This window comes from Dyella sp. (assembly GCF_036746095.1).
Lineage (GTDB): Bacteria > Pseudomonadota > Gammaproteobacteria > Xanthomonadales > Rhodanobacteraceae > Dyella_B.
This window is the reverse complement of sequence record NZ_DAIOEU010000017.1, coordinates 67,859-75,012: the sequence shown is the minus strand read 5'-3', so window position 1 is coordinate 75,012 and position 7,154 is coordinate 67,859. Positions and strand designations below refer to the sequence as shown.

Below are 7,154 nucleotides of genomic sequence, written 5' to 3'. Positions count from 1 at the left end.
TCAAACTGGTCCAGCCACCCCGGCAATGCCGGGGGTTTCTTGTTTCACAATGACGTCGTTTTAGCTTTCCCGCAGAACAGCGAAAAATTTCCCAGGACAGCAGTGGGCGCAGGCCGGAATCCAGTTATATACATCGTGCGAAGCACGCTAAGCCTTTATGTCGTGTGCTGCGCACGGCCATTTTTTACTGGATTCCGGACTGCGCCGGAATGACCAGCAAGCGGTGCAGGGCGGGGTGAGCGGTACGCGAACCCCAACATCGGCTGGCTCACCCCGCAGCGTTGGGGTTCGGCCGCGGCTCACCCCAATCTACAAAAAAACCGCCACCGGCACGCACACATATGCCGGCAGCGGTAACGGGGACAAGCCGAGAAACGTCAGAAGTTGGCGCGGAACACGAGCTCGTAGCGGCGATCGGTCATGAACAGCGCGCGCGTGTACAGGTTCCAGTCCACGTAACCGTTGACGTACGTGGTCGGGCCCATCAGCACCTTCTGCACGGTGTTGGTGAGGTTGTTCATCTGCAAACCCAGCTGCATGTTCTTGTTGAGGTGATAGAAGATCGACGCATCGAGCTGTCCGGATGCGGCATTCCACATCGGCAAGTACGTATCGCCCGAATCGACCGGCGTGATCAGGTAGCGGCTGCGCCACGACCAGGCCAGGCGCGCGGACCAGTTGCCGTACTCATACATGCCCGTGACGTTGTAGTTGTGCGGCGACAGGCCCTGCATCGGCAGGCCTGGATTGGTGACGACATCGGTGGACGGGCACGAGCCGTTGCCGTGGTTCGGGTCGCAGGAAGTGGTGCCTTGCACCTTGCTGCTCTGCAAGAAGGTGTAGTTGGCCTGCACGCCCAAACCCTTCAAGGGGCCCGGCAGGAAATCAAAGAACTGCGAGTAGCCCGCTTCGGCGCCCTTGACGGTGCCTTTGCCCGCGTTGGTGGGGCCGCTTACCGCCACCGGTACGCCATCGATGATCTGCGTGTGGACTTCGGTAGTGATGTAGTTGGAGATGTTCTTCTTGAACACCGTGGTGTACAGCTCGCCGGTAGGCGCGAAATACCACTCCAACGCCGCATCGAACTGGTTGGCTTCCATCGGCTTCAGGCTGGGATTGCCGCCGGTGGTGGCATTGAATCCGGCGAGCTGTGCCTGCTGGCCGGGGCCGGTCGAGCTCCATGACGTACCGATCACCATGTACGAATTGAGCTGGCTGATGGTCGGGCGAGTGATGGCTTTGGACGCGGCCAGGCGCAATTGCAAATCGTCGGTCAGCTTGAAGCGCAGGTTAAGGCTGGGTAGCAGGTTGTGGTAGCTGTAAGCACCGTTGATGGGCGTGGTGGCGCCATTGAACAGCGCCATCTCGGCGGGCGTGATGCCTGCGGAATTCTGGATGGTGTCCGACGAAGGATAGGTCACCGAGCCGTTCGCGTTCACGCTGGTGCGGACGAAGCGCATGCCGATGTTGCCATCGAAGGGAATGCCCAGCGCGGTGTCGTTGCCAAAATACAGCGAGGCATACGCGGCCTGGGTGGATTCGTGCATGTAGTCGGCGCTCATGCCCGAGCCGGGATTGCACACATCGCCTTGTGCCGTGCTGAAGACTTGCGGACACCAGCCGCCAGCGACACCGGACATTTCAAGCGCGCGCAACGCCGAAATTGCACCGTAGTAGTTGCCCACCAATGCCATGGTGGGAAACACCAGCGTGCTGGGCAACCTGGTCTGGCCGCGAAAGAAATTGCTGAACGTGAACTGCTGGTTCATCCAGGCCGGAACATTGTTGGCCCAATCCAGTGACGAGGGGCCGGTGTAGCCGCTCTGCCAATCCTGGCTGATCGGACCCCAGTTGTAGCTGCTGCTGTTGTTGTTGCTGTAGGTGTCGTGGCTGGTAAAACGCAGGCCGACACGGAAGTACTGCAACCAATTGCTGTCCTGGAAGTTGTATTCGAAGTCGGTGTGCACGGCGCGCAGCATCGCGTAGTCGTATTCGAGATGATCCAGCGCGGCGCCGAGATAGTAGTTGGCGTAATTGGTCAGGCTATTGGGGTTAGTGGTGTTCGATGGAATGTATTTGTACGTGGTGTTGTTCAACAGCGTAAGGCTGGGCGTGCCGCTGCCCATGTTCACCTCGGACGGTGGCATGAAGAACTGGTTGTAGACCGTGAAGTCCGTGGTGTTGGCGGTGGACTTGACCAGCTGGACCCCGCCCGACCAGATCATGTTGTCGCTGATGTTGTACTTGAACGTGTTGGTCCAGTCGGTGGTGCGAACGAACTGGCTTTGCTGGCGGGTGAGGGCGTAGTAATTGGGACCGCCGATCGGCGGGTACCCCGTACTCAACGTGGCCTTGGCCGGGCCGGTACCTCCGCCTTGCCATGATGCGGACACCATGTCGCCGCTCTCATACACGCCGTTGTCGTAGCTGAACGACGTGCCCGGCACCGGGATCATGTTGTAGTAGTTGCCTTCGTTGGCCTGCACTTCGTGCTCCTGCCATTGAAGGCTGTAGTTGGAGCGGAAGAAGCGTGAATCGAATTCCAGGTTGTTGGTAGGACGCCACTGGAACGCGCCGTAAATGCCGGTGCGCCGGCGTTGCATGTCCATCTCGTAGTAGTTGATGTCGCCCGGAATCGCCACGTTGCCTGCGGACGACGTGGGTTCGCATGGGCAATTGCCGAGCCCGTTTTCCGGTTCGAGCACGTAGGGATTGACCTGGATGCCGTCGGTGCGCGAGGCCAGTTCGGAGAACGACACGTCGAACAACAAGCCGAATTCGCCAAGGTTTTCGGTCTTCCAGCGATTGCTGTACAGGAACGATGCGGACGGCTTGCTCCGCTTGGACATGTCGCCTTTATTGATGCCGGTCGAGAAGGCTGCCACCTGGCCCGGTGCGTCAAAGGGCATGCGTGTGCGCAGATCCACCGTGCCGCCGATGCCGCCCTCGATAAGTTCCGCTGACGGGTTCTTGTATACGTCCACGCCTTGCATCAGCTCCGCCGGCACGTCTTCGAAGCTCAGCGAACGGCCGTTGTTGGCCGAGAAGCTTTCGCCGCCGTTGAGCAAGCTGGCGACATAGGGAAGACCACGAATCAATACGCCGCTACCTTCGGCGGATGGATGATCCGGATCGTTGTCGGCCAGATAGTGGTCGACCGTCACGCCGCTGATGCGCTGCAGGGTCTCCGTCACGCTGCGGTCGGGCAGGGCGTTGATGTCGGTGGCGGTGACCGAGTCGATGATCTGGTCGGCGTTCTGTTTCAGCGATTGCGACGACTCCAGGCTGGCGCGAATGCCGGTGACGGTGACGCCGGCAAGGTTCTTGATGTCGTTTGGTTGCTCGGCTTTTTTCTTCCGGGCCGGATCGGCCTTTGCATCGGCTGTAGCAGGCTTTTGCGTTGATACGTCGGCGGCAGGGCCGGTATTTTGCGCCAAGGACATGGCCGGTACGTCCAGCAGTGCCAGGCCCACGGCGATGGCAATGGCCAATCGGCGGCCGGACAGCGAAACGGTGGCAGGTGGATACGCGTCATGCTGCAATCCCAAAGCTTGCCTCTTGCTCTTCATCTTCGACACTCCCCTCGTCGGTATGCAAAGGCCGTCACTGGCGTGCACCAGCCGGCGTATGTGTTTTTCATCGTCATGCCGGACCTGGCCCATGAAACATTCGAAGGCGCCCCCCGGCGCCCCGTCTCGGGCTTGGCGTAGTGGATATGACAGGTTATGCAGGCACAATTACGAAACAGCGGATGGACTTTAATGATTTTTCGTTTGCAGTCGCCGCATGGAGTTAGCGCTACCAATCCCATGATTTATGGATCGAAATGTTTGATGCGTTGCAAAAATATGGTGCAGGAATTTTGGCCGTGGGGCAGAAAATGCAAAGTCTTCACGTGAGCGATCCGCTTGACTGGAGGCGATGCGGCACTGGAATGGTGCGCGATCAGGCAAATCTTGCGCGTGCAAATTCATAAAGCCATGGCTTGCTTTGCCCGGCCATATGCGCTTTTTCTCGCCTCCGGCAATAGCCGCATGTTCCAGCGCGGATCATCATTCCGGTCTTCGCCGGCAGCGCGTCAGCCCCTGCGAAGCGTGATCTTCTGCGCGCCACTGTGCGTGGATTTCAGCGTAAAGATGATAGCGTTAACACGCATTGGCGCTCGATCGCCATCAGCTGGTCCTGGTGATGCAGGCTTGTAATGGCGCTCGCAGCAAAATGAACGCGTCGGTGTGGCGCAACCTCAGCATCAACAGAACTTGCGCGTAAGCCGAGATTGCCATCGCGGCTTACGCATTCGGTTTCCACCATCGAATCGCTTCGGCTGGCAACTGCACGGCGACCGATTCGGGAACAGCGTGGCTGACGGGTACCGATACCCATAATCGTCCCTGGCCGCATCGCATACCCAACTGCACTGTGCGTCCGATCACATGCCGCACTTCGATCGACACCGTAACGGCATCCGGCACATCATCGCGTGCATTCACCAGGCGGATCGCCTCCGGATCGATCGCCCAATCCACCTCTCCCTCAAACGCATGGCTGTGGACGGGCAACGCAATGCCGCCGTCTTGCCACAGCAATCGCCGCGCATCGATACGCCCGCGGTGCACATTGCGATGGCCCAGCAAGCGGGCCGCCGAGCCATCGACAGGGTTGGCATTGACCTCGGCCGGCGAGCCGATCTGGATGATGCGCCGCCCGTGCATCAACACCAATCTATCGGCCACTGCAGCCAGGTGCGGATCGTGGCTGACGGCCAGCGCAGGTATGCCGAACTCGTGCACCTCCCCGATCAATTCGGCGATGACATCGTCGCGCGTGGCCGGATCGAGCGCCGAGGTAGGTTCATCCAGCAACAGCAATTGCGGCCGGCGTGCCAAGGCGCGCGCCAGGGCCACGCGTTGCTGTTGTCCGCCCGATAGCGTGGCCGGATAACGCTCGGCGAATTCCGCCATGTGCACGCGTTCCAGCAGTTGCAGCGCCTGCGCGCGTCGCTGCGTGCCGCGCAAGGCAAAGGCGACGTTCTGCCAGGCGTTGAGATGCGGAAACAAGGCATAGCCTTGCGGCAGATAACCCACCGCGCGGTGTTGCGGCGGCATGCCGCCAAAGGGCGTGCCTTGTGCCGGCGTCAAGCCAGCAATGGCACGCAGCAACAGCGATTTGCCTTCGCCGCTGGCGCCAAGCAATACCGTAAAACCTTCGACGTCGAAGGCGGCATGCAAGGCGATGGGGCGTTCGATACGGTAATCGATACGCATCAGATCAGGCGCCTGCGGCGCGCGGCCAGGCCAAGGATCAATGGCAACGGCATGGCCACCAGGAAGAACACCCACAGCAGCGGATAGACCGCATCCAAGCCGATGTTCTGCAGATTCACCCATAGCTTTACCGGGATGCCCTGCGGGTAGTACGCCACGATCAACACCGCGCCGAATTCGCCCAGTGCGCGCACCCACGCGAGTGCGATGGCCGCGGCCAGGCCGAGTTTCGCCATCGGCAGGCTCACGCGCACGAAACTGCGCCACGGCGAATGCCCCAGCGTCAGCGCGATCTGTTCCAGCTCACGCGGTACGCCTTCGAAGGCGGCGCGTGCGGCAATCACGTAGTAGGGCAGTGCGCTGTAGAACTGCGCCATCACGAAGGCCGGCCCGGAGTTGGTAAGCACCAGGCCCGCACGTTCCAACATGTTGCCAACCGGCGCATACGGCCCGTACATGGAGGCCAGCAGCAAGCCCAGTGCAAGCGGTGGTGTGAGCAAGGCGAGCAGCAACAGCGCATCGATCAGCCACTGGCCGCGCATGCGATGCCGCGCCAGCCACCAGGCCAGTGGCGTGCCCAAGGCGATGATCAGGATCAGGGCGAGCACGCTGTAGCCCAGCGATACGGCGATGGCGCTGCCGTCGCCGTCGGCAAAGCCGAGGTGACGCCACGACGTGACGAAGGCGAGGCCGATGAAGGGCGCGGCCAGCAACAACAGCGTCAGCAAGCTGATGAGTGTTGGAAACCGGGGCTTGAATACCGTGCGCGTCATGTCTGCTCTAGCGAGATACCCGTGGCAGGTTGGGATGTCGTGGGCTGGGATGGCAATCCCAGCTTTCTTTCAGCGCCATGATGCAGGGAGTGCCATCCCAGCCGACGCAGCAGCTTACAAATCATTTCCGCGCGGCGCGCTGTAACCATGCTCGCGAAAAAGTGCCTGCCCCTGCGCGCTTTGCAGAAAGCCCACGAAATCCCGCGCCAACGCCGGCTGCGGGGCATTGCCCAGCACGCCGGCGTAAAACACCAATGGCTGCACGCGCAAGGTCTTGCCGTTATCCAGCGTGATGGAGGCACGGTCGTACCACGGCTTCTGCATATCGGGATCGCCGAGATTGATTTCGCCCGGCAAGGCAATCGTCGGCAGGTGATGCGATTGCGCGGCGCTGAGGTAACCGATGGCCGCGTCGATCTGGCCGGCTTCCAGCCGCGACATCAAGGACGGTTCGGTGAAGATCTGCGCCGGATTCCCGCTTGCGCCGGCGATGGCCTTCAGCAGATCGGGCCGATGGTAGTAGTCGGCCGCCAGCTGCAGGGCTAGCAGGACGTTCGCGCCTTGCGGGTCGACCGCCGGATCGGTACGCCCCAGCCGCAAACCCCTTTCGCGCAACACCTCGTACCACTTCTTTTTACCCTGCGATGCTGCGGCAAGCTCGTTGGCGAAACGGCTATGCGGGCTGTAGATCACCACCATCTGCGTGCTGGCGACCGGTACCGCGACGCGCACCAAGCCCGCCTGCTTGAGCACTTGCATGGGGCCAGGGGTGATGGTGACGAATACGTCCGCTTGCAACTGGTGCGCGGCAAGCAGGCGCGCCAGGGCGTAGGAGCCTTGGCCGATGCCTTGGTAGGTGGCGTGATGGGCTTTGGCGAAGGTGGGGCCGGCGGCGTTGTCCATGACCACGCCCATGGAGCCGGCGTAAGCGATGCGCAGCGTAGGGGTGGTTTGTGCGGTGGCTGCCGCAGAGATAAGACTCAAGAACAATGCGCAGAGTACGCGCTTGCAAACCCTCTCCCCTCCGGGGAGAGGGAAGGGTGAGAGGCCGGTCTTGCGAAAGTACGGCTTACGAAGCGTGGCTTTGATGGGGTTTGAGACAAGCCCTGCCCCCTCA

The 7,154-nt window shown here is 61.1% G+C and carries 4 protein-coding genes; all 4 read right to left on the bottom strand.

The window, feature by feature from the left end; translation table 11 throughout:
• Nucleotides 1-377 precede the first annotated feature (377 nt).
• Nucleotides 378-3,569, bottom strand: coding sequence for a TonB-dependent receptor (locus V7M64_RS09760; RefSeq protein ID WP_333678944.1), 3,192 nt, complete (start codon nt 3,567-3,569; stop codon nt 378-380).
• 720 nt (nt 3,570-4,289) lie between these two features.
• A complete protein-coding gene (locus V7M64_RS09755; RefSeq protein ID WP_333678942.1) occupies nt 4,290-5,264 on the bottom strand; it encodes an ABC transporter ATP-binding protein in 975 nt (324 codons plus the stop codon).
• The gene (locus V7M64_RS09750; RefSeq protein ID WP_333678940.1) at nt 5,264-6,037 is read right to left on the bottom strand and encodes an ABC transporter permease subunit; all 774 of its coding nucleotides are present in this window, start codon (nt 6,035-6,037) and stop codon (nt 5,264-5,266) included. Before V7M64_RS09750 ends, V7M64_RS09755 begins: the two co-directional genes overlap by 1 nt.
• 114 nt (nt 6,038-6,151) lie before the next feature.
• Nucleotides 6,152-7,021, bottom strand: coding sequence for an extracellular solute-binding protein (locus V7M64_RS09745; protein ID WP_333678938.1), 870 nt, complete (start codon nt 7,019-7,021; stop codon nt 6,152-6,154).
• Nucleotides 7,022-7,154: the final 133 nt, after the last annotated feature.

Coding starts and splice junctions, on each gene's coding strand:
- V7M64_RS09760 (WP_333678944.1), bottom strand. CDS start 3,569: ATGAAGAGCAAGAGGCAAGCTTTGGGATTGCAGCATGACGCGTATCCA.
- V7M64_RS09755 (WP_333678942.1), bottom strand. CDS start 5,264: ATGCGTATCGATTACCGTATCGAACGCCCCATCGCCTTGCATGCCGCC.
- V7M64_RS09750 (WP_333678940.1), bottom strand. CDS start 6,037: ATGACGCGCACGGTATTCAAGCCCCGGTTTCCAACACTCATCAGCTTG.